We start from the raw sequence: 21,441 nt of genomic DNA, 5'->3' as shown, positions 1-21,441 counted from the left end.
GGAAGTCGTAGCCGTCGGTGTGGGGAGTGCTTCTGATGGACAGAGGTTTGCTGAATTCGTTGAGTGAGCCCGAGCAGCTGCTGGTGGCCGAGACCGAGCGGGACGCGTTGAAGGGCCTCGACGAAGACGAGTTGCTGGAGTTGCATCAGCGGGTGCGGCGGGCTCGAACCAAGTATGTGAAGAACTACCGGCGGTCGGCCGGCGCGGCGGTCGCGGAGGTCGGTGCCCGGGGTGTGTCGTATCCAAGGAATCAGCGGGATCGTGACAAGGCGGAGCTGTTCGAGTCCGTGCTGGCGCGGGTGAGTCGGCAGGTCGCAACCGCCGCCAGCCGCGCGTCGTCGGAGCTGCGCAGCGAGCGGATCGAAGCGGCGCGGTCGGCACGGGCGCGAGTCGAGGTGGCGCCGGTTCGGAACGCCGGGCGGGCTGCGTCGACCCGCGATGCGGCCGCCGCGCCGGCAGGCAGCGGGCGTCCTCGCGCAACCAAGACCACGGGTGGGTTGAAGAAGGACGCATCGACCCGGGCTGCCGGCGCCCGCCGCCAGGCCAAACGCGACACCCGCTGACGAGTACGGCGGTGACCCGGATCGCCCGATCCGGGTGATCCCAGCGATCGCCGTGAGGTGTTTGCTGTTCTGCGGCGACCACGGCCCGGGAGGTGTGGAATGCGACTGGTGCGGCGTGGCGGATTCGCCAAGGCTCTGGTCGTCGGCGCAGCGCTCCTGATCGTCGGATCGGCGTACGGCGTTCTGGTGCCGAACGGGGCAATGGGTGCTGATGGCCCGCAGTCTCAGCAGATCGAGGAAGGACGGCGACTGTTCGCAGTCGGCTGCTCCAGCTGTCATGGTCTGCACGCCGAAGGCGGAACGAACGGCGAAGGCCGTGTGACCGGCCCGTCCCTGATCGGTGTAGGGGCGGCCGCCGTCGACTTCCAGGTGAGCACGGGAAGGATGCCGGCCGTGCAGACCGGCGCCCAGGTGCCGCAGAAACCCCCGGTGTACTCAACCGAGGAGACCGCGGCACTGGCGGCGTACATCGCCTCCCTCGCACCTGGACCCGCGGTACCGGCGCAGGAGGCGTACGACGTCAGCAACGCGACGCAGGCCGAGATCGTTCAGGGTGGGGAGCTGTTCCGGACGAACTGCACGGCCTGCCACAACTTCGCCGGTCGCGGCGGCGCACTGCCGAACGGCCGCTATGCGCCGTCGCTGATGCAGACCACGCCGAGGAACATGTACCAGGCGATGCTGACCGGGCCGCAACAGATGCCGGTCTTCTCGGACCAGGTGCTCCGCCCGGAGGACAAGCGCGCGATCATCGCCTACCTGGTCGGCCTGCAACAGTCCGACGACCCTGGCGGCTTCCCGCTCGGCCGGCTCGGCCCTGTGTCCGAAGGCCTCTGGGGCTGGCTCGTCGGAATCGGTCTCCTGGTCGTTGTCGCGGTATGGATCGGCGCGAAAGTGCCGCGTGTCGGCCGCACTCGAACGAAGGTTTGAAGCGCGGGTGGGCCTGCCCAAACTGGCGTGAACCGGTTAGTCTCGATTCTTTGGGAACGAACCAGCGGGAGTCTGTGGAGAGCAGGGCACGTCGGCCAGGGGAGGGGCGGCGATGGGGATCAGCCCGACGCCCGAGCAGGAGCGCGACGAATTCCGGGTGGAGGCCAGTGGCAGAGTTCCGTGGCCGCCACTGACGCTGGTGACCCGCGAACGGCTGCATTCCGCTCTCGACCTCGGCGTACGGGCACCGCTGACGATGCTGGTCGCACCGGCCGGTACCGGCAAGACGGTGTTGCTGTCGGACTGGGTGGCCCGGCGGCGACGATCCGGGGAGCCCGTGATGTGGGTGTCGGGGCAGTCGCCCGGCGCGCTGACCGAATCCCTCCAGCACGTCATCGGTGGTGACGTGCCGAGCCCGCCGGATCCGATCGTCGTCGACGACGCTCATCTGCTGCCGGCGGCGATGGTGGCCGACGTCCTGCAGGTACTGCGGAAGGCGCCGCACGCCGTCCGGCTCGTGCTCGCCACGCGGTACGACCTTCCGCTGCCCGTGTCCGAGCTCGAGCTGCGGGGGATGGCGCTGACCCTGCGGTCGCGGGACCTACGCTTCACCGACGCAGAGGCCACCGCGCTGGTGCAGGCGCACGCCAGCGCCGCCACCGGGAAAGACATCGAGTTGTTCCAGACCCACACCGCGGGTTGGGCGGCCGCGCTGGTTCTCGCGGCGCGGGCGTTCGCCGCCTCCGGGGTCGCCGTGTGGCCGCCCGCGAATCAGCGACCGGTTCTCGATCTCCTCCTCGGCGAGAGCCTGAGCACCCTCGGCGACCGCGTCCAGGCGATGCTGCTGAGCACCTTCGGGCCTGGCTCGGTGACCGGGCCACAGGCCGTGATGCTCAGCGACGACCCGGATGCCGGCGCGATGCTCGCGGAGCTCGCCGGCAACGGGCTGCTGGTGACGGCGTACGTCGCCGATCCCGGCGGCGAGCCGCTGTACCGGTACCACCCGCTACTCGTAGAGCTGCTCCGGCGGCGGGCTGCGGCCAGTGCGGACGACGCGCGGCTCGTTGTCGCCGCACAGCGCCGGTCGGCGCTGTACTACGAGAATCGCGGTGACGGCGCCACCGCGCTGCGGAGCGCACTGGGCGCCGCAGATCCGGAGTTCGTCGCCCGGATCGTGCTCGGTCACGGACCGGAGATCATCGCCGCCGGCGAGCTCGACCTCGTCACGGCCGGCTTCGACGCCCTCCCGGACGGATATCTGGCCGATCACCCCCACCTGATCGGTGTCCGCGGTCTGCTCCGGCGCGTCTCCGGGGACGTCGCCGGTGCGGTCATGGACACGGCGTCGGCCGACGATCTCGCCGGCGCGATGCATCCGGTGACACCGGACGACGACGCGCTCGCGGCGGACGCCGTACTGCTGCGACTGTGGGAATCGCGGTACGGCTGGTACGACGTGCACGCCGCGATCGACCGGGCCCGGAACCTGCTGACACCGGACTCGGCCGACGGCGACCGCCGGCACGCCGTGCTGGCGCCGGAGCGGCTGGCGTGGTTGCTCATCGAGCTCGCGGCCGCGGAGACCTGGGCGGATGATCTCGACGCCGCGCTCGCCCATCTGGACGAGGCGCTCGTCACGGCCCGCATGGCCGGCCATCCGGGTCTGGTCGCGGGTGGGTTGGCGCATCGGGCGATCGTGCAGTACGTGCGGGGCCAGATCCAGACCGCGGCCCAATCGGCGCAGGCTGCTCTCGACGTCGTCGAGGATCAGCTGCTGCCGCAGGTCTATGCCGTTCGAGCCCAGCTCGTGCTCGGGTTCGCGGCCCTCAACCAGCTCGATCTTGCCCGCGCGTGGTCCTGGTACGAGCGTGTGGTCGAGACCGACCTGACCGACTCCGACACCGTGGTCACGGCGTTGCGTTCGATGTTGCGGTCGGTGCTCCTGATCGAGGCCGGCCGTCTCGACGAGGCGTCCACCGAGCTCACCAGGGATCCTGCGGCGGCTGGGCCACTACCGTCGTTCCTGTCGCGCGATCTCGCGCTGCTGCGTTTTCGGCTGGCGATTCTGATCGGGGACCAGGCCGGTGTCGACGTGCAGGTCCGGGAGCTCGACCGCAGCGGGAACGCCAGTGAGGCCGAGCTGATCCGGGCCTTGCTGTCGCTCGGCCAGGGCGATCCGCGAGCGACCGTGACGCTGATCGATCGGGTGCTCGAGGGGCTGAACCCGCATCCTCCGATCGCGACCGCGGCGGCGTCGTTCCGAACGGTCCTGCTGGGTCGCCTGGGCGATCGGCCGGCCGCGGAGGCCTCGCTGGTCGACACCTTGAACCGAGTGACTCCGCAGCGAAATCTGCATGCGCTCGTCCCGGCCGGGGCCGAACCGGTGTTCCTCGACCTGTTGCGCAGTCATCTCGCTGGTCCGAACCCACAACCGTTCGCCGCCGCAGCGCTCGAGCAGCTCTCCGCGTACCTGGCCGCGGGGAGTGACATCGCTGAGCGGACATTGCTGGCTCGGACCAGGCCGGATGCGCACGTGTCGCCGCCGCGTCGTCTCGACGCGATGGTCAACGGTGCCCGGATCCGGTTGACGGCGCGCGAGGCGGATGTGCTCGATCAGCTCGCGCTCGGCAACTCGTACAGCGAGATCGCCCAGGCGCTGTACATCACCGAGAACACCGTCAAGACCCACCTGATGGCGCTCTACCGCAAACTCGGTGTGGAGAAGCGATCCGCAGCCCTTCGAGTCGCCCGCGACGTCGGCCTGGCCTAGGCCCCAGGCGGGCGGCGGATCTGAACGGCTCTGGTGCCCACCCCGGTCAGCAGCGTCCCGGTCGCGGCGCCGACGGCGATGTTGATCACCGCGGTGGCGACCTTCGGCGCGATCGGTCCGTCGATCACGAACGGCGCGGCCGCGGCCACCAGCGTCGCCAGCGTGATGATCCAGCCGAAGAACTGCAGCGGCCGCGGCGTCGTCAGGAGCAGTAGGTGGAGCAGGCCGGTGGCGACCACTGCGGCGAACGCGCACACGAGCGCATACGTCACCGTGTCCGCGTCTCCCCAGACCCCCGCACCTTGCGGGGCGAGCACCGGCACGTCGAACAGGCCACGGGCGAGGAAGATCCCGACGACCGCGATCAGCCCGGCGATCACGGTCGTGGCGATGCCGCCGGCCCAGAGGCGGCCGGCGGAGACCCGGAGGCCGTTCGCCAAGTCGCTCATCAATCGCCTCCGGTACGCCGTGATCCTGACGAGCGTGCCGGGGCCGGACGGCCGATTCATCCCCCGTATCAGGTGAAGCGTCGCAGCGCCGTACGACGACCGCTCGACGGCGGCCGGACGGACAGCTCACCCGGAGCGGGTGATCCACCTCGGGTGAGGCGCGAACGAAGGTGGTCGGCAGGCGCGCCGGACGGTGGGGGACAGAGGATGCAGCACAGGAGCTTCGGGACCGGAACGGCCCGATGAACCGCCCGACCGCGGTGCTGGGGCGGCTCGCCGGCAAGGTCACGGGCCGGGTCGTCGAGACCGTTCAGCCGGATCTGATCCTGTCTCACATCGATGTCGACGCCTTGGTGGATCGCATCGACGTCAACCGCATCCTCGACAGGGTCGACCTCGACCGGCTGCTCGACCGCATCGAGATCGACAAACTGGTCGACCGTGTGGATCTCGAGCGGTTGCTGGAGCGGGTCGACCTGGAGGTGCTGGCGGAGCGTATCGACGTCGAGCGGCTGGTACGGCGCTCCGGCCTGCCGGGGATCGTGATCGAGAGTCAGGCGCGGCTGGCCGGATCAGCGCTCGATCTTGTCCGTCGGCAGCTGGCCGGGCTCGACGCCGTACTGGACATGCTCGTCGTGCGGCTGCTCCGACGGGGTCCGCAGCCGACCGCGCCACGGCTGCTCGCAGACCCGGAGCAGGTATGGAACGACGCCTGACGGTCACCGGTCACTACGCCGGCGCCGTGAGCAGAGCCGTGGCGACCGTGCTCGACGTCTTCATCGTCGTCTCGTCGTTCACGATCGGCCTGGCCGGACTCGACCTGCTCACCACAGCCTTCTGGGGCCTGTCCGTACGGCGGCCGCCGGCGACGATCGGGCTCGCAATCCTCGCGTTCTGCTACGCGTACGGCTTTCTCGCGATCGTCGCCCGGACGCCGGGAAAGAGCCTCGTCGGACTGCGCGTCGTGCGATCCGACGGCGCCACGCTCCGACCGGGCCAGGCCTTGCTGCGCGTGCTGGCGTTCCCGGTCAGCGTGCTGCCGGCGGGGTTGGGTTTCCTGCCGATCGTGTTCCACCGCGAACATCGCGCCCTGCACGACCTGATCGCGGGCACGGCGGTCGTCTACGACTGGGGCGACCGCCCGGCACAGCTGCCCGCGCCGCTGTCCGGCTTCCTGGCCCGCGCCGCTCGCCCAGGGCACTCACCCTAATCGGAGGAGGACGACCGTACGGCCGATTGATGGGATAGGCGTCCGGCGCGGAAAGTCGTGGCGCCCTCAGGGAGGAGTCCGGCATGACCCATCTGGTGGTACTCGGCCTCGACAGTCGCGAGGACGCGGAGCGCGTCATCCAGCTGACCGAGGAGCTGGCCAAGCAGGAGCTGTTGCAGCGGGAAGACGCCGCCATCGCCTACAAAGATGCCAAGGGCAAGGTGCGCATCCAGCAGACGATGAACCTGACCGGAGCCGGAGCGACCAGTGGTGCGCTCTGGGGCACCTTGATCGGACTCATCTTCCTCAATCCCCTCGCGGGTTTCGCCGTCGGCGCTGCCAGCGGCGCGCTGGCCGGCAAGCTCACGGACATCGGCATCAGCGACCAGCTGATCAAGGACGTCGGCCGGCAATTGCAGGAGGACCACGCCGCCGTGTTCCTGCTGGCCCGCTCGGCAACCGTGGACCGGGTCGTCGACGCGCTCAAACCGTTCGGACCGACAGTCATCCAGACGAACCTGACGAAGGAGCGCGAGGACGAACTCGTCCAAGCTCTGCAGAGCTGACCCAGCGGTCGAACGCGACCGTTCTCAGCGCGACCGCGGTACAGCGGAGGCTCCGGCCCGAGGAGATCTCGTGAACACAATCCCAGGTGACTTCGATCCGATTCCCTCGACGCGGTACCGCCCCTCGGTCGGCATCGGAACGCTGAAGCAGGCAATGGCAGAGGCGGACGCGCTCGCGGTCCCGGTGTCAGCCGGCGCGGAGCCGGCCGAGGAGCTCGGAACCGACGCGGCCGGACTGGCGTCGGCAGGCTTCACCGCGCAACGCGGCCAGACGCTCGTTCGGCCCACGGCGGACGGCCCGGTCCGTGTCGCCGTGGGCACTGGTACGCCGGATCAGGTCGACACCACCCTCGTCCGTGACCTGGCCGCCGAATTCGCCCGGGCCGTCCCATGGCACCGCCGGCTCGCGATCGAGATCCCCTCCCGGGATGTCGGGATCTCTGTCTCGGACTACGCGCAGGCCGCGACCGAGGGAGTGCTGCTGGCACGCTGGCGGTACTTCGTCGGCCGGGACGCCGATCGCCCGCTGCTCGAGTCGTTGCTGGTGGTGGCCTCCGACGAGCAGGCCGACGAGGTCGCCGCGGGGGTCCAGCGCGGCCGGGTCATCGCGGAGGCGTACTGCCTCGGCCGCGATCTGTCGAACTGCCCGGCCAGCACGCTGTCGGCCGTCCGGATGGCCGAGGTCGCCCTCGAGGTAGGTCCGCCGGCCGGGCTGGAGGTGGAGGTCTTCGACAAGGACCAGCTGATCGAGCTGGGCTGCGGCGGACTGCTCGGAGTCAACCGCGGCAGCGTCGAACCGCCGCGGATGATCAGGCTCCGCTACCAGCCGGAGCAGCCCACGGGGCGGATCGCCCTGATCGGCAAGGGCATCATGTACGACTCCGGCGGGATCAGCCTCAAGCCGAGCGACGAGTCGCACGCGCAAATGAAGAACGACATGACCGGCGCCGCGGCGGTGCTCGCGTCGATGACAGCGCTGCGTGCTCTGGGCTGTACGGCGGCGGTCACCGGCTACCTGATGTGCACCGACAACATGCCGTCCGGGTCGGCGCTCAAGCTCGGCGACGTCCTCAGGATGCGCAACGGCACAACGGTCGAGGTGCTGAACACCGACGCGGAAGGGCGCCTCGTGATGGCCGATGCCCTGGCCCTGGCGACCGAGGAGCCGGTCGACGCCATCGTCGACATCGCCACCCTGACCGGCGCGTGCCTACGGACCTTCGGCGTCGAGATCGCCGGCGTGATGGGCAACGACCGAGGCGTGGTGGAGCAGTTGCGGCGCGCCGGTGACGCCGTCGACGAACCGGTCTGGGAGCTTCCCCTGCACCGTTCGTACCGCTCGCAGCTCGACTCGCCGATCGCCGACCTCACGAACATGGGCGGCGTGAACGCGGGATCCATCACCGCGGCACTGTTCCTCGAGGAGTTCGTTGACGGCCGTCCCTGGGCGCATGTCGACATCGCGGGTACGGCGCAACTCCCGCAGCCCCGGACGTGGCGGAACAAGGGCGCGACCGGATCCGGCACCAAGCTCCTGATCGAGTTCGCCCTCGCGTTCAACCGTCCGGCGTCGTTGCCATGAACGCCAAGGCGGCCGCGGAGAAGCACGCCAAACCGAGCGCGATGCAGCGGGTCCTCGACGGAATCGAGCGCGCCGGGAACAAGGTTCCGCACCCGGCGTTGATCTTCCTCGCGCTGATCTTCCTCGTCATCGTGCTGTCCCAGATCCTGTCCTGGGCCGGGACCAGCGTGACCACGGAGGTCGCCGAACCAGCGACGGTCCAGGTCGCACCCGAGTACCCACAGGGGAGCAGTGTCCCGGGCAACGATGCCCCTCCGGCGCCCGCCGTACCGGACTTCGAGATCCACCACGAGACCATCACGGCAGAGAGCTTGCTGACCGGTGACGGCATCCGGTTCATCTTCACCACCGCCGTCCAGAACTTCAACGACTTCGGTGTCGTCGCCGTCATCCTGGTCGCGATGATCGGCGTCGGCGTCGCGGAGGAGGCCGGCTTGATCGCCGCCCTGATCCGCAAGATGGTCAAGGTTGCTCCCAAGGGCCTCATCACCTTCATCATCGTTCTGCTGGGCGGCATCTCCAGCGTCGCCTCCGATGCCGGCTACCTGGTCCTGATCCCGCTCGGCGCGGCCGCGTTCGCCTCCCTCGGCCGGCATCCGCTGGCCGGCATCGCGGCTGCGTACGCCGGGGTCAGCGCGGCCTTCTTCGTGAACATCCTGATCACCCCGGCGGACGGCATCATCACCGAGGTGACCAACGAGACGGTGGCGCTGGTCGCGCCCGACGTCCATCTGAACGTCACCCACAACTTCTTCTTCAGCATCGCCGCCACGCTGTTCTGCGCACTGGTGATGACGGTGATCACCGAGCGGCTGCTGGAGCCCAGGCTCGGCAAGTACGACCCGGCCGAAGCGCCGTCCGACGCACCGGTCGATCACCAGGCCAGTGAGGAGGAGATGGCGCTGGAGGCGCGCGGGCTGCGGTGGTCGGTGTACTACCTGCTCGGCGCCATCGCCATTGTCTCGGCGCTGACGTTCATCCCCGGCGCGCCGCTGCGCAACCCGGACACCGGTGAGATCTTCGGGTCCTCGCCGTTCATGAGCAGCCTGCTCTTCATCATCTCGATGCTGTTCCTCGCGGCAGGTCTCGGCTACGGCCGTGGCGCGAAGTCGCTGACCGGCAGTACGAACGTGATCAACGCGATCGTGAAGACCTTCAACGGCCTCGGCGGGCTGATCTTCCTGATGCTGCTGATCGCCCAGTTCATTGCCTACTTCAACTACACGAACATGTCGACGCTGGCGGCGACCGGGCTGGCCGACCTGCTGGAGCAGGCCGACATCGGAGCTCTGCCGTTGCTGATCGGTTTCATTCTGCTCGTCTTCGTGATCGACCTGATCATGCCGGGGGTGATTCCGAAGTGGGCGATCCTGGCGCCGATCTTCGTGCCGCTGTTCTACCGGCTCGGCATCGCGCCGCAGACCGTGATCGCGGCGTACCGCGTCGGCGACGGACCGGCCAACGTGATCACCCCGCTGATGGTCTACCTGCCGTTCATCGTGCTCGTGAGCCAGCGGTACCGGAAGAAGGCGGGGATCGGCACCGTGGTGTCGATGATGCTGCCGTACACCGCGATCGTGCTGGTGACGTGGACGCTGTTCTACGTGGCGTGGTACGCCATCGGGATTCCGTGGGGTCCGGACGCCCCGGTGCACCGTTAGGCAGCGGTCATGGATGACGGAACGCTGAGCCTGATCATCCTCGGGCTCACCGTCGCCGTGTTCGTGTGGAACCGGCTGCCCGTCGAGGTGGTCGCAGTACTCACGGCGCTGGCGTTGTGGGCGACCGGTGTGCTCGGGTTCACCGAAGTACTCGCGGGATTCGGCGACCCGGTGGTGATCTTCATCGCGACGCTGTTCGTGGTGAGCGAAGGCATCGACTCGACCGGCGTCACCGCCTGGGCAGGGCAGGCGATCGTGAGGTACGCCGGGACCACGCGGACCAGGCTGTTGATCGCCGTCACCGCCCTGTGCGCGGTGCTGTCGGCCTTGATCACCCTCAACGGTGCGGTCGCCGCGCTGCTGCCACTCGTCGTCATGCTCGCGATCCGGATCGGCCAGCCGCCGTCGCGGATGCTGATGCCGCTGACGTTCGCAGGGAGCGCGGGCGCACTGCTCATGCTGACCGGAACGCCGGTCAACATCATCGTGTCGGAAGCAGCCGCCGATGCCGGCGAGGGCGCGTTCCCGTTCTTCTCCTTCGCGGTGGTTGGAGTGCCGCTGGTGGTCGGGACGATCGCCATCTCGGTCCTGCTCGGTCCCCGTCTGCTGCCGGCGGCACGACCCGCGCATCCGACGGTGGATCTTGCCCTGCACGCGGAGACACTCGATCTTCACTACGCCCTGGCTGACGGCTTCTACCGGCTCCGAGTCCGCGAACTGTCGCCGTTCCTCGGCCGTGGCGTGGGCGATCTCGATCTGACGCCGTACCCCGGTGTCGCGATTGTCGGCGTCCAGGACGGACAGGGGCGGTACCGCGTCGACGCTGCTCTCGCGGTCGACGACGTGCTGGTCGTGGCCGGCCCGAAGGAGCAGGTCAGCCACCTGACCGTGGACTCGCGGCTCGCCGTCAGCATGGCGCCGGCACGGCTCGACGAGCTCATGAATCGCGAGGCAGGGGTGGTCGAAGCGGTGATCCCACCGAGGTCGTCATTGGTCGGTGAGACGGTCTTCCCCGGGATGCACCGCGGACCGGACCTGGTCATCGTCGCGGTGCAGCGGATGGGCAAGGACCGCGGCAACAAGCCGACCCAGTTGGCCGCGGGAGACGCGCTGCTCGTGCACGGTGCGTGGTCTGCGCTGGACGAGCTCACCCGCGACCGTGACGTGCTGCTGGTGGACTCGCCCGAGCTCGTCCGCCGTCAGGCCGTGCCCTGGGGTCCCAAGGCATCGGTGGCTGTCGCGATCCTCGCCGCGATGGTCGTGCTGCTCGCGACGGGTTTGGTGCCGCCGGCGATGGCCGGTCTGCTTGCCGCCACAGCGATGGTGCTGGCCAGGGTCGTCCGGCCGGCCCAGGCCTATCGCGCGATCTCCTGGCAGATCGTCGTACTGATCGGGGCCTTGATCCCGCTGTCGGCCGCGATCCAGTCCAGCGGCGGAGCCGACCGGATCGCCGATCTGATCATCGACGCGGTCGGTCCCGGTCGTCCGTACCTCTTGCTGCTCGCGCTCTTCGTCCTGACCGCGGTCCTCGGCCAGGTGGTCAGCAACACGGCGACGGTGCTGATCGTCGCGCCGATCGCGGTGGCGGCGGCCCATGGCACCGGTACGTCGGTCAAGCCGGTGCTGATGCTGATCGCGGTCGCGGGTGCTGCCTCGCTGCTGACGCCGATCTCGACGCCGGCGAACATGATGATCATGAGCCCAGCGGGCTATCGCTTCTCCGACTACTGGAAGCTGGGACTGCCGGTCATGGTGTGGTGGTTGCTCACGGCAATCATCATCATCCCGTTGGTCTGGTCGTTCTGAGATGCCGACGCCGGGTCGCTACGTATCCACGGGCGGCCTGCCCGCGCCCGTGACGATCGCCGAGTTGGTCCAATCGGCGTACGAGCGATTCCGTGCCGTCGGCGACGGCACGGTGAGTGATGTCTATCCCGCCTTGGCCCGGGTTGATCCGACCTCGTTCGGAGTCTGTGTCGCGGCCACCGATGGCCGGTTGTTCGAGGCGGGCGAGTCGCGCCGGCCGTTCACTGTCATGAGTGTCGCCAAGCCGTTCATGTTCGCTCTGGTCTGCGACGCGGTGGGTGTCGACGCCGTACGCAAGCTCGTCGGCGTGAACGCGACCGGACTGCCGTTCAACTCGGTGAAGGCGGTCGAGCAGTCCGCGGCAGGCCGCACGAATCCCATGGTGAACGCGGGTGCGATCGCGACGACCAGCCTGACGCCGGGTGGGTCGGTGGAGGACCGCTGGCAGTTCGTCGTCGACGGTCTGTCGCGGTTCGCGGGCCGCGAGCTCGCCGTGGACGAGGACGTACTGGCGTCGGCGCTGGCGACGAACCACCGGAACCGGGCGCTCGCCGCGCTGCTGCGCAGTGTCGATGGTCTGGCCGGGGATCCTGCCGAAGCGACCGAGCTGTACACCAGGCAGAGTTGCCTGTCCGTCACCGCGGCGGACCTCGCGGCGATGGGCGCGACGCTGGCGGATGGCGGCGTGTGCCCGACGACCCGGCAACGAGTGGTCGACTCCGATGTCGCTCGGGTGACGCTGGCGGTGATGACGATCGCCGGCCTGTACGAGACGTCCGGGGACTGGCTGCTCGACGTCGGGGTTCCCGGTAAGAGCGGTATCGGTGGCGGCATCGTGACGGTCTCACCGGGTAAGGGCGCGCTGGGAACCTTCGGGCCACGACTGGATCAGGCGGGCAACAGCGTCACAGGTCAACTCGCGGCCCAGTTCCTGGCCCGTCGGCTCGGCCTGGACCTGCTCGCCTCGCAGCCGGTCCCACCCGCGGGCTGAGCGCTACGGAGCGGCGAGCGTGAGGGTGGTGGTGGCGGACTTGCCGGCCCGCTCGTAGGTGAGCTCGAGGGCGTCTCCGGCCTGACGGGTCAACGTCGCGACGACGATCTGCTCAGCGCTGACGGCCGGTTCGCCGCCGATCCTGGTGATGATGTCGCCTGCCTTCAGCCCGGCCTTCGCGGCTGGGCCGCCGGTGTCGACCGCGAGTACGAAGAGCCCGGTCGGGGATCCTGCGGCCTTGGCCACCGCGGGTGGAATCTCCTGGACCTGGAGGCCGGTCGTCGGGTGGCCGGGCTGCCCGGTTCGGATCAGCTGGTCGGCGATCGGTTTCGCCAGGTCGACCGGGATCGCGAAGCCGAGGCCGACACTTCCGCCGCCACTGGTACCGGACGCATCCGGGACCGTGGCGATGGCGGCGTTGACGCCGACCAGACGCCCGGCGCAGTCCACCAGGGCGCCTCCGCTGTTGCCGGGGTTGATGGCCGCATCCGTCTGGATGGCGCCGATCAGATGGTGAGTCACCCCGTCGCCCGGCACCGGCACGTAGCGATCCAGTGCGCTGACGATACCGGAGGTGACGGTGCTGGACAGCCCCAGCGGAGCGCCGAGCGCTATCACCGGCTGGCCGACCTGCAGCGGTCCTGACGACCCCATGGCGATCAGCGGGTAGCCGTTCGCGCCGTCGGCGGCCTTGAGCACGGCCAGGTCGGTGCTCGGATCACGACCCACGATCACCGCGTCCGAGCTCTGACCGTCGCTGTACTGCACCGAGACAGCACCGCCACCCGCGGCGACCGAGATGACGTGGTCGTTGGTCAGGATGTACCCGCCTGCCTGGAAAATCTGCCCCGAACCCGTGCCGGCTTGGGCGCCCCGGCGCGCCGAGATGGTGACGATCGACGGCAGAACCTGGTTCGCGACCGGGATCGCGGCGCACATCGCCGTACCTGGGTCTGCCGCATCGACGGAGGACGCGGCGGCGGCATCGTCGTGGCGCCGGACGGTCACGACGACGAGCGCGATGACCAGCGCGGCCACGATCACGCCCTCCGCGATCACCATCCACAGCAGTCGGCTGTGGCCAGGTGGGGCTGGGGATTCCGGCGTCCGTGGTCCGCCGTCGGACTCGACCATCTCGACCTCTTTCGATTCGCTCAGGAGTCGGAGCGCACCGGTGGCAGGTCGTGCTCGACACTCCCGTCGCCATGTGCAGCGTAGGTTCGGGGTCCTGGCGGCAGCTCACCCGATCCGGGTGACTGCAGGGAAACCGCTCGGTCGAAGTACAGGTACGCGACGGCGGCGGATGCGACCGGCATCGCCAGTGCGAAGAGGATCGACGACACGACGTTGATCGAGGTGGCCGGCCAGTCCGTGCCGAGCAACATCGCGATCCCTGCGACGGGCCCGGCCGCCAGCGCGAGTCCGATGACGATCGCCAGTGGTACGGCGGTTCGCCACCACCGCCCCTTGACCAGTACGCGGCTGCGTCTGAGCGCCGTACGGCCTGAGCACTGCTCGGCCAGGACCGCTGGTATGGCAAAGGAACGACTGACCGCGTAGTGGATTGCGACGGGGATCGTCGCGACGAAGATCGTGAGTACGGCGATCACCACGAGGTACTGCCCGGCCGCGCGGGCCAGCGGTCGGCGGTCCGCAATCACCCGGCGCAGCGCTGCGTCGGTCGTGGCCGGGATACCTCGATCTAGTTGGTCGAGTGTCGCCGTGACGGCTGCCAGCAGAGCGACGTACGTCGCGATGGTCAGGATCGTGACACCCAACGCGACCAGCGAGGCCCAGAAACCGGTCGCATCGTCGGTCGGAGCGCCGAGATCGGCGGGCGCGTCGTGCCTGGCTGTTTGCAGTCTGGCCAACAGCACGGTCACCAGGCCGAGCACTGCGAAGGCCGTGGCGAAGCCGGCGAACAGGCCTGGTCGGCGCCGGAACAAGCGGAGCGCGGCAACGATCGCCTGGCCCCAGGCCCGCCGTTTCCGTGCCGGTAGGGGATCGGCGTCGCTCCAGCGTGTACGGCTCGCCGCGAACCAGATCAGCACCACGAGCGCGGCCAGCAGGAGGCCGAGCAACCAGGTCCGGTCGAGTGTCTGACGAAGCAGGACCGATCCGGTGCCGATCGCCGTACAGAAGGCGCCGGTACCGCTCGGCCCCAGCACGGTGCCCGCCGGCACGGTGTTGCTGTCGTCGCGCCAGGTCGACTCGGCGTCCTGGATGGGCGCGGTCCAGGAGGTCTTCATGTTCGGTCCGGTCGGACCGTCGAAGAAAGACCGCTGTCGTTCGCCCCAGCGTCCCTCGAAGGCCAGCCAGGGATACTGCTTCAGATAGTCGGTGCGGGCGATCGGCACGTAGGCGACGCGGGGCCGGATCGCGGCCTGTGATCTGGTGGTGTCGTCGCACCCCAGGCCCTCCGAGCCGCGGCCGAGATACAGGCGCCGGCCGTACTTGTTTGCGTGCGAACCTGCCGCGGGATAGACGACCGGATGCGTCCCGTCGACGAGCTCGAGCTTCGCGTCACCCCACCTGGCGCGCTCCGCTCCGCCGTGCTGGCTGAAGCCCACGGCCGTCGGGTCTGTCGCCAGTGCGGCGGCAGGCGTCGCCGCGTCGAACACGAGCCGGATCGACTCCCAGTCGCCTTCGTGGGTGTTGTTGTAGTCGTTGAAGACGTAGAAGAACCAGTATTCGAGCGAGAGCTGCCCGGGGAACTGGGGATCGGCGGCGACGTGCGCGTAGACGGTCGCCGGATGCGCGGCGTTGATCCGCGCGGACCACTCGGCATAGTCGCATCCCGGCCGGAGGGGATCGCCGGGAAAGTCCAGGAAGTGCCCCGGGAACCCGAGTCCGAGGTCACCGGCTTTCGGCTGGGGCTTCACCAGATCAGGCGGCCGCCACGGGCCACGAAGCGCGACCTGCTGGTCACCCAGGACGGCTTCGACATCGGTGGGCTGGAACTGCTCGCCGTTCGCGCAGTTGGCCGAGTCCTCCTGAAGCCTGACCACGGGCGAGTACCGTTCGGCCAACATCCGTGCGGCGGCGTCCTGCGGGGCGTCCGCGGCGGCGGCTTGATCGGGGCGCCAGAGGATCGTCACGGTGATCATGGCGGACAGCACCAGCGTCAGAGCTCGCCTCCGGTAGATCACCGCAGTTCACCCGGTCCGGGTGATGCCGCCGCTGTTGGACCGTCTCCACCAGAGGACCGCGAGCAGGCCCACAGCGACCGGTACGAACTGGACTGCGACTCGCCAGACGAGCAGCCCTGCGACGAGATCTGTCGCTTCGACCGCACTGTGGTCCGAGACGAAGGCGGCGTACGTCGCATCCAGAATTCCCGCGCCCATCAGCGGCAGACCGGTCAGCGGATAGATGACCAGGAAGCTGCAGAACAGGATCAGGAGGGTCGGACCCTCGATCTGGACGCCGACGAAAGCCAGACAGAGCACGAGAACGCCTGCCTCTACGACGATCAGGATCAGTTGGCTGAGTACGGCGAGCCAGCCACGTTGCTGCATCCGGTGCGCGCTGTGCGACTGGAACGAGACCAGCCGCTCCTCCCACACCTCGGGTCCTGGACGCGCTGGGCGTACTCGGCGGATCAACCGTCCCAGCAAGCGTCCCAGCAACGCGGCGGTGCGCTCGGCGCGTAGAGCGTAGAGCAAGCCGCCGAGGAGTACGGCAGCGCCTGCGCCGAACACCACTGCGGACCAGGCGAAGGGCGGATAGAACTCGCGGCCCGCCCAGAAGACGGCAAAACCCATCACGGGTGCGCCCAGCCGGGCGACGTAGAACAGGATGGTCCCGAGGGTCAGTCCGGACGCGGCGTCCGTACTCTCGATGCCCCACGATCGCAACATGGCGAGCCGGATCACGACGTCGCCGGGAGAGGGAGCGATCGTGGCGACGGCCGCCGCGGCGACATCGCTGACCATCGCTCGCAGGTAGCTCAGCCCGGCGATGAGGAGCGCGATCGGAGCGGCCAGGAGCGAGCGACGGATCAGCATCGCGACCAGGAGTACGGCGATCTGCCAGACGCTCAGGTGGGTGAGGGCATGCCCGACCTCACCCCAGTCGACGCCGCGGAGCAGCCGAAGCAGCAACCAGGCCACGACCGCGACCAGAACCACCCGGCCAAGGCGTACCAGCGGCTTCGGGATCCTTCGCGGAGCCGGGGGAACGGTCGGCAGCGCCGGTTGAGGGGACTCGGCCACGTCAACCAGCCTGCGGTCCGGAACCATGCCCACCATCCCCCGATCCGGGGGAGTCGGCGTCCCGTAGAGCCCGGCAGAGTCGTGGGGCCAGGCTGTGAAAGGGGGTTCCCATGGGCCACTACGTGATCCGGGTCAATGGCAACCTGTCGCGCGAGCTGACGGATGCGTTCCCTTCACTGGCTGCGGATGCCGAGCCGGCGCAGACCGTTCTTCACGGCTACCTGGCCGACCAGGCGGCACTGGCCGGCATCCTCAACCACTTGGACATGCTCGGCGTCGACATCATCGAGGTCATGCAGGTCCCACCGGCCCGACGGCCGGACGGCAGGGTGGAGTAGCCAGGTGTGGCCCGTCGTTGGTGCGGTCCTGCCGCAGGCGATGGCGATTGCCCTGAGTCCGGTACCGATGGTCTGCATCGTGCTGGTCCTGCTGTCCGCCCGGCCAGTACGTGCCGGTGTCTGCTTCGCGGCCGGGTGGCTGGTCGCCTTGGCGGTCGCCGTCGGCCTGGTCGCGTGGCTCACCGACGCTGCTGCGGAGGATCACGAGGAGGCAGCGCGCGATGGCATCGATCTCGTCCAGTTGGCAGTCGGGTTGCTGTTCGCAGGGCTTGCCGTGCGGTACTGGCGGAAGCGTCCAGCACCCGGTGTACCGCCGCCCCGACCGGCGATCGTCGATCGGATCGCGACCCTCGCGGCGCCCGGCCTGGTGTTGACCGGTGCCGCTGCTGCGCTGGCCAACCTGAAGAACCTGCCGCTCGTGGTGAGCGCGGGTAGTTATCTCGGTGGAGCGGGCCTTGCTCCTGGGTCGGCGGTCGGCGCCGTAGCCGTGTTCGTCGCCGCGGCCTCGCTGACGGTCCTGGTTCCGCTGCTCGCGGTCGCGGTCACCGGAGCGGAGAGGTCGACTCAGGCCCTGAAGAACCTCGAGACCTGGCTCCTGGCCAACCTGAACACAATCACCGTAGTAATCCTGGTCGCGCTGGCCTCTGTCCTGATCGGCCGCGGCCTCGATCTGCTCCGCTGATTGCTGGCCTGGCCACGGCCGTTCCGCCGCGCCGGCCGGGCCGGGACAGGCTGCTCGCGATCGCGAACGCCTACCTCGACGAGTGCCTGCGCCATCGCGGCGTCCGGGCCCTGCTGCTGGAGGCCCGGGTCGACGCCAGGATCATCGGGGCGATCGCGGCCCGGAACAAGCTGGTCATCCAGCGGACCGGCCCCGACTTCGACGCCATGGGCTGGGCGCACCCGGAGCCGAGTGCGGCCATCTGGAACAGCGCCGTCGTGGAGGCGGCCCTCCTCGAGCTGGACGGGGGCGGTCGCCGACCGGAAGTCCGGGCAGCGCTGGCCCAGTTCCTCCGGGTGGGCTGAGTCGGAGATGATTTGGAGCGGTCACGCGCGCTGCTACCTTTTCAACGCGCGCGACCTCGGTTGCTGATCAACCCGCGGGCGTTTCAGTCACCTGTTTATCCGGTGCCCCGCAAGCCCGCGATCATGTATCGGCGCCGCCGATTGCGTGGGTCCGTGTCTCGGTGGGAACCAGTCGGCTATGGCTGATGTCGATCTGATGGAGACGGCTCGGACGATCGCTGAGCGGATCGGATCTGTTGCCCTGGCGCGGGGATTCAAGATCGCCGTTGCCGAGTCGCTCACGAGCGGAGCCGTGGCCTGTCAGCTCGGAGCCGCGAGCGAGGCGAGTTCCTGGTTCGCCGGGGGAGTGGTGGCGTACGGCGCGGAGGTCAAGTTCAAGCTGCTGGACGTCGATCCGGGTCCAGTGGTGACTGCTCGCTGCGCGGTTGAGATGGCCCGGGGCGCAGCACGTTTGCTGGGAGCCGACCTCGCCGTCGCTCTCACCGGAGTCGGCGGCCCGGAGCCGGACGACGAAGGTCATCCAGCCGGCACGGTCTACGCGGCTACCAGTTCGCCCGCCGGCGAGGACGTCGATCAGCACCGCTTCGAAGGCGACCCGTCGCAGGTGGTCGACCAGGCCACCGTCACGGCGTTGCAAATGCTCCTCGACGCCGCCGAAAACCAGTGACCAGGCGGGTCGGTCAGCGGGGTAGTTTGCGGGTCTCGATCAGTTGCTGGGCGACGTCTCGCAGTTTGGTGTTGGTGTCTTGGGAGTAGCGCCGTAGGACGGCGAACGCCTGATCGCCGTCCAGGTCGAAGCGTTCCATCAGGATGCCCATCGCCTGTCCGACGAGCTTGCGGGCGTCCACTGCCTGGGCCAGAGCTACTTCATGACGGGCGGTGGCAACCGCGACCGAGGCGTGCCGGGCCAGGATGTGGGCGATGGCTTCGTCGTCGACAGTGAAGGCGTTCGGCTCGGTGTTGAACAGCGAGAGGACGCCGGTAATTTGATCGCTGACCTTCAATGGAACGTGGAGTGCGCTTCCGATCCCGGCGCTCACGGCGGCGGGCTGCCAGCACGGCCAGCGGTCGTCGGTCGCGACATCGGGAACGGTGACCGTCTGGCCGGACAACGCGGTCACCAGTGGACCCTGGCCGATCTCGATCTGGAACCGGTACAACTTCTCCACCACCGGATCGGTGATCGCCCCGACCTCTGCGCAGCGGCCACCGCGGGCGACGAGCGCGACACCGGCGTGAGTGCAGTTGGCCGCATGCAACGCGAACTGCACGACAGCCTCCAGAGTCTCTTCCACTCCGGCGGCGTCGTGTAACTCGAGCGCGAACTCTGCGAACCTACTTGCGTCGAATACGTCGGCGGGCTCTGACAGGGACATCTCGGTCTCCAAGCGGGATGCGGTTGTGATGGTGCACCCCGGTCGCCGAACCCAGCCGATGCCGTGGTGCTCAGCCCTGGTCTCGTATCTGTTCATTGATACGCAGGGCCTCTGCGAGCTGATCTTCCAAGATGATGATTCGACAGGCCGCCTCGAGCGTGGTGCCCTGGTCGACGAGTTCGCGAGCTCTGGCCGCGAGACGCAGCTGGTACCGCGAGTAGCGGCGGTGGCCACCGTCGGAACGCTGCGGGTTGATCAGCTTTGCCTCGCCGAGGCTGCGGAGGAAACCGGGCGTGGTGCCGAGCATCTCGGCGGCCCGGCCCATGGTGAAGGCGGGGTAGTCGTCATCGTCGAAAGTGGCCGGCCCGTCGACCGGATCTGAACTCATCGGAGTCTCCATGTGTCTGGGGTCATCGAGCCTCCGTGCCGAAGCCTCGGCGCGCTCGCGCCGGTGTCCGGGGTCGTGAGTTCGTACTGTGGATGGGTGCCTACGTCAGCTTCGATGCTCTTCTCTGTCAACACCAGGAAGATTACATCAACCGATCCTCAATGTCTATGCTCGCCACCATAGATATTGCGAAGAGTCCACGACAGATTCGACGTCTCTGGGGTCAGGTGACCGCGGTGCGCTTCTTCTCGAGGCGTTCCGGGTCCGGCCATCTCACGTCGTACGCCCACCCGAACCGTTCGAACTGCTTGATGAGCCAGGCGTTGATGTCGATCTGCCCCTTGAGTACGCCGTGGCGTGCGCACGTGGGGTCGGCGTGATGGAGGTTGTGCCATGACTCGCCCTGGCTGAGGATGGCGAGCCACCAGACGTTGCCTGACCTGTCTCGGGCCGTAAAGGGTTTCTTGCCGGAGACGTGGCAGATCGAGTTGATCGAGAAGGTGACGTGGTGCATGAGGGCGACTCGGACCAGGGTGCCCCAGAAGAAGCCGGTGGCGGCGCCGTGCCACGACCTGTCCCACAGCCCACCGATGATCGCGGGCGCCAGCAGTGAGATCACGGCCAGCACGCGGAAGTGCCGTGAGATCGCTGCCAGGTCGCGGTCGTTCAGGAGGTCCGGCGCGTAGTGCTTCGGATCGGCACGATCTTTGCCCCACAGCACCCATCCGGCATGGGCGAAGACGAATCCCTTGGTCACGGCCCACGCGCTGGTGCCGTAGCGCCACGGTGAGTGTGGATCGCCCTCGCGATCGGAGAACTTGTGGTGTTTGCGGTGGTCGGCCACCCAGCGGATCACAGGTCCTTCGAGCGCCATGCTCCCGGCGATCGCGAGTGCGATCTTCAGGCCGCGCCTGCACTTGAACGAGCCGTGGGTGAAGCATCGGTGATAGCCGGCACCGATGCCGGTGGTGGTGATCAGGTAGAACACGATCAGAACGACGACGTCGCTCCAGCCGATCCAGCCGCCCCAGGCGAAGAAGATCCCCGGCAGCAGCGCGAGGGTGGGTACGACGATGAACACCCAGATGAGCGCACGCTCGAGGGTGCCGCCAACGGCTTGGAACTCCTCCGGAGGCGACGCGTCCGTACGTGCTGCTGAAGTCATAGCCCACTCCGCATACCGGTGCCGGTGCCCGAATCGTTGGCTGCTCATGCGTTGTGCGCATCGTAGCCGGGGGTGAGCCGCCTGGGGTTGATTGCGGAGATCGTGGGCACCGGGCCGATACGGGGGTCGCGTTCATCCGAAGCCAGTCAGTCCGCCCGCGACGGAACTGACGAGGGGAGACACCAATGGGTACCGACGACAAGATGAAGAACGCCGCCGAGTCGGCGAAGGGCAAGATCAAGGAGAAGGCCGGAGACGCGACCGACGATCGCGACCTGCAGGCCGAAGGCCAGGCGGAGAAGACGAAGGCCGACCTCAAGCAGGCCGGCGAGAAGGTCAAGGACGCGTTCAAGGACTGACGCGCCGCGTTACGCCGGCCCCAGGATCCCCGCTCCCTCGAGCGGGG

21 protein-coding genes are annotated in these 21,441 nt (G+C 68.6%); 14 read left to right on the top strand and 7 right to left on the bottom strand.

The window, feature by feature from the left end; genetic code table 11:
• Positions 1–35 precede the first annotated feature (35 nt).
• The 3 genes from EV649_RS39345 to EV649_RS41910 all read left to right on the top strand — a co-directional run bounded on the left by EV649_RS39345 (position 36) and on the right by EV649_RS41910 (position 4,263).
• Entirely contained in the window at positions 36–563 is a 528-nt protein-coding gene (locus EV649_RS39345) for a hypothetical protein (protein ID WP_130388833.1), read from the top strand.
• A 99-nt stretch (positions 564–662) separates the two neighbouring features.
• On the top strand, positions 663–1,493 hold the full coding sequence (locus tag EV649_RS39340; protein ID WP_130388832.1) for a c-type cytochrome: 831 nt from the start codon (positions 663–665) through the stop codon (positions 1,491–1,493).
• A 112-nt stretch (positions 1,494–1,605) separates the two neighbouring features.
• Positions 1,606–4,263 (top strand): LuxR C-terminal-related transcriptional regulator, encoded by a 2,658-nt coding sequence (locus EV649_RS41910; RefSeq protein WP_130388831.1) that lies wholly within the window; start codon positions 1,606–1,608, stop codon positions 4,261–4,263.
• Here the strand turns inward: EV649_RS41910 and EV649_RS39330 are convergent.
• The gene (locus tag EV649_RS39330; protein WP_130388830.1) at positions 4,260–4,712 is read right to left on the bottom strand and encodes a DUF6069 family protein; all 453 of its coding nucleotides are present in this window, start codon (positions 4,710–4,712) and stop codon (positions 4,260–4,262) included. The two genes, EV649_RS41910 and EV649_RS39330, sit on opposite strands and share 4 nt — an antisense overlap.
• A 242-nt stretch (positions 4,713–4,954) precedes the next feature.
• On the opposite strand from EV649_RS39330, the gene EV649_RS39325 reads away from it, so the two are divergent.
• The 7 genes from EV649_RS39325 (at position 4,955) to glsA (ending at position 12,528) form a co-directional block, all read left to right on the top strand.
• Complete coding sequence (locus EV649_RS39325) at positions 4,955–5,428, top strand: hypothetical protein (protein WP_130388829.1); 474 nt, start codon at positions 4,955–4,957, stop codon at positions 5,426–5,428.
• Positions 5,413–5,922 (top strand): RDD family protein, encoded by a 510-nt coding sequence (locus tag EV649_RS39320; protein ID WP_130388828.1) that lies wholly within the window; start codon positions 5,413–5,415, stop codon positions 5,920–5,922. Before EV649_RS39325 ends, EV649_RS39320 begins: the two co-directional genes overlap by 16 nt.
• Before the next feature lie 83 nt (positions 5,923–6,005).
• Complete coding sequence (locus tag EV649_RS39315) at positions 6,006–6,488, top strand: DUF1269 domain-containing protein (protein ID WP_130388827.1); 483 nt, start codon at positions 6,006–6,008, stop codon at positions 6,486–6,488.
• A 70-nt stretch (positions 6,489–6,558) separates the two neighbouring features.
• Positions 6,559–8,070, top strand: a complete 1,512-nt coding sequence (locus EV649_RS39310) for a leucyl aminopeptidase (RefSeq protein WP_198682948.1) — start codon at positions 6,559–6,561, stop codon at positions 8,068–8,070.
• Entirely contained in the window at positions 8,067–9,731 is a 1,665-nt protein-coding gene (locus EV649_RS39305) for an AbgT family transporter (protein WP_130388826.1), read from the top strand. Before EV649_RS39310 ends, EV649_RS39305 begins: the two co-directional genes overlap by 4 nt.
• Before the next feature lie 9 nt (positions 9,732–9,740).
• The gene (locus EV649_RS39300) at positions 9,741–11,537 is read left to right on the top strand and encodes an SLC13 family permease (RefSeq protein ID WP_130388825.1); all 1,797 of its coding nucleotides are present in this window, start codon (positions 9,741–9,743) and stop codon (positions 11,535–11,537) included.
• A gap of 1 nt (position 11,538) precedes the next feature.
• Entirely contained in the window at positions 11,539–12,528 is a 990-nt protein-coding gene (gene glsA, locus EV649_RS39295) for a glutaminase A (protein WP_130388824.1), read from the top strand.
• 3 nt (positions 12,529–12,531) lie between these two features.
• Here the strand turns inward: glsA and EV649_RS39290 are convergent, their stop codons facing one another.
• The 3 genes from EV649_RS39290 to EV649_RS39280 are packed head-to-tail and all read right to left on the bottom strand — an operon-like array spanning position 12,532 to position 16,742.
• Positions 12,532–13,662 carry a trypsin-like peptidase domain-containing protein gene (locus EV649_RS39290; RefSeq protein WP_198682947.1) on the bottom strand — a complete coding sequence of 377 codons (1,131 nt, stop codon included), beginning with the start codon at positions 13,660–13,662 and terminating at the stop codon, positions 12,532–12,534.
• Between the two features lie 20 nt (positions 13,663–13,682).
• Entirely contained in the window at positions 13,683–15,677 is a 1,995-nt protein-coding gene (locus EV649_RS39285) for a hypothetical protein (protein ID WP_130388823.1), read from the bottom strand.
• Between the two features lie 6 nt (positions 15,678–15,683).
• Complete coding sequence (locus EV649_RS39280; RefSeq protein ID WP_157996407.1) at positions 15,684–16,742, bottom strand: lysylphosphatidylglycerol synthase domain-containing protein; 1,059 nt, start codon at positions 16,740–16,742, stop codon at positions 15,684–15,686.
• Positions 16,743–16,852: 110 nt separating this feature from the next.
• Between EV649_RS39280 and EV649_RS40995 the strand changes: the two genes are divergently transcribed.
• The 3 genes from EV649_RS40995 (at position 16,853) to EV649_RS39270 (ending at position 18,773) form a co-directional block, all read left to right on the top strand.
• On the top strand, positions 16,853–17,080 hold the full coding sequence (locus EV649_RS40995; protein ID WP_134013165.1) for a hypothetical protein: 228 nt from the start codon (positions 16,853–16,855) through the stop codon (positions 17,078–17,080).
• Between the two features lie 4 nt (positions 17,081–17,084).
• A complete protein-coding gene (locus EV649_RS39275; RefSeq protein ID WP_157996406.1) occupies positions 17,085–17,762 on the top strand; it encodes a GAP family protein in 678 nt (225 codons plus the stop codon).
• A gap of 522 nt (positions 17,763–18,284) precedes the next feature.
• Positions 18,285–18,773, top strand: coding sequence for a CinA family protein (locus EV649_RS39270; protein ID WP_130388820.1), 489 nt, complete (start codon positions 18,285–18,287; stop codon positions 18,771–18,773).
• 13 nt (positions 18,774–18,786) lie between these two features.
• Here the strand turns inward: EV649_RS39270 and EV649_RS39265 are convergent, their stop codons facing one another.
• From EV649_RS39265 to EV649_RS39255, 3 genes are all read right to left on the bottom strand, one after another.
• Positions 18,787–19,482 carry a GAF and ANTAR domain-containing protein gene (locus EV649_RS39265; RefSeq protein ID WP_130388819.1) on the bottom strand — a complete coding sequence of 232 codons (696 nt, stop codon included), beginning with the start codon at positions 19,480–19,482 and terminating at the stop codon, positions 18,787–18,789.
• A 70-nt stretch (positions 19,483–19,552) separates the two neighbouring features.
• On the bottom strand, positions 19,553–19,870 hold the full coding sequence (locus tag EV649_RS39260; RefSeq protein ID WP_130388818.1) for a MerR family transcriptional regulator: 318 nt from the start codon (positions 19,868–19,870) through the stop codon (positions 19,553–19,555).
• 223 nt (positions 19,871–20,093) lie between these two features.
• On the bottom strand, positions 20,094–21,035 hold the full coding sequence (locus EV649_RS39255; protein ID WP_130388817.1) for a fatty acid desaturase: 942 nt from the start codon (positions 21,033–21,035) through the stop codon (positions 20,094–20,096).
• 185 nt (positions 21,036–21,220) lie between these two features.
• On the opposite strand from EV649_RS39255, the gene EV649_RS39250 reads away from it, so the two are divergent.
• Positions 21,221–21,394: a CsbD family protein gene (locus tag EV649_RS39250; protein WP_130388816.1), complete on the top strand. Its 174-nt coding sequence runs from the start codon at positions 21,221–21,223 to the stop codon at positions 21,392–21,394.
• Positions 21,395–21,441 lie beyond the last annotated feature (47 nt).

The organism is Kribbella sp. VKM Ac-2569 (assembly GCF_004216905.1).
Taxonomy (GTDB): Bacteria; Actinomycetota; Actinomycetes; order Propionibacteriales; family Kribbellaceae; genus Kribbella.
This window is presented reverse-complemented; position numbering and strand designations above follow the sequence as displayed.